Source organism: Janthinobacterium aquaticum, assembly GCF_009208565.1.
Classification (GTDB): Bacteria; Pseudomonadota; Gammaproteobacteria; order Burkholderiales; family Burkholderiaceae_D; genus Janthinobacterium.
Genome location: NZ_WFLK01000031.1, coordinates 1 through 1,033, shown reverse-complemented (window position 1 = coordinate 1,033; position 1,033 = coordinate 1). Strand labels below are relative to the sequence as shown.

At 52.0% G+C, this 1,033-nt stretch carries 1 rRNA gene; it reads left to right on the top strand.

Annotated features, from left to right (window positions below):
- Positions 1–30: 30 nt before the first annotated feature.
- A 16S ribosomal RNA gene (locus GCM43_RS25435) occupies positions 31–1,033 on the top strand; the annotation flags it as partial.

The following is a 1,033-nucleotide window of genomic DNA, read 5'->3' as shown; positions in this document are numbered from 1 at the left end:
TGCCGGTAAAACGGCAAAGTAACAGAGATTAAACTGAAGAGTTTGATCCTGGCTCAGATTGAACGCTGGCGGCATGCCTTACACATGCAAGTCGAACGGCAGCACGGAGCTTGCTCTGGTGGCGAGTGGCGAACGGGTGAGTAATATATCGGAACGTACCCTGGAGTGGGGGATAACGTAGCGAAAGTTACGCTAATACCGCATACGATCTAAGGATGAAAGTGGGGGATCGCAAGACCTCATGCTCGTGGAGCGGCCGATATCTGATTAGCTAGTTGGTAGGGTAAAAGCCTACCAAGGCATCGATCAGTAGCTGGTCTGAGAGGACGACCAGCCACACTGGAACTGAGACACGGTCCAGACTCCTACGGGAGGCAGCAGTGGGGAATTTTGGACAATGGGCGAAAGCCTGATCCAGCAATGCCGCGTGAGTGAAGAAGGCCTTCGGGTTGTAAAGCTCTTTTGTCAGGGAAGAAACGGTGAGAGCTAATATCTCTTGCTAATGACGGTACCTGAAGAATAAGCACCGGCTAACTACGTGCCAGCAGCCGCGGTAATACGTAGGGTGCAAGCGTTAATCGGAATTACTGGGCGTAAAGCGTGCGCAGGCGGTTTTGTAAGTCTGATGTGAAATCCCCGGGCTCAACCTGGGAATTGCATTGGAGACTGCAAGGCTAGAATCTGGCAGAGGGGGGTAGAATTCCACGTGTAGCAGTGAAATGCGTAGATATGTGGAGGAACACCGATGGCGAAGGCAGCCCCCTGGGTCAAGATTGACGCTCATGCACGAAAGCGTGGGGAGCAAACAGGATTAGATACCCTGGTAGTCCACGCCCTAAACGATGTCTACTAGTTGTCGGGTCTTAATTGACTTGGTAACGCAGCTAACGCGTGAAGTAGACCGCCTGGGGAGTACGGTCGCAAGATTAAAACTCAAAGGAATTGACGGGGACCCGCACAAGCGGTGGATGATGTGGATTAATTCGATGCAACGCGAAAAACCTTACCTACCCTTGACATGGATGGAATCCCG